At 61.1% G+C, this 229-nt stretch carries 1 protein-coding gene; it reads left to right on the forward strand.

Annotation, left to right across the window (positions count from 1 at the left end):
* On the forward strand, positions 1–229 hold a 229-nt coding region (locus RAD04_RS39220; protein WP_461628042.1), incomplete at both ends, for an ATPase, T2SS/T4P/T4SS family.

The raw sequence follows: 229 nt of genomic DNA on the forward strand, positions 1-229 counted from the left end.
GGTGTACAAATGGAGACTCGTCCGCCGAATGTCGAAGGCGTTGGTCATGTCCCGCAACGCGACCTCGTCCCCAATGCGCTGCGGATGCGTCCCGACCGGATAATTGTCGGCGAGGTGCGCGGCCCTGAGGCGTTCGACATGTTGCAGGCGATGAATACCGGGCACGATGGCTCGATGTCCACGGTTCATGGCAACTCACCGCGTGACGCGCTCTACCGGCTCGAAAATA

The organism is Bradyrhizobium sp. 25ACV, from assembly GCF_054863005.1.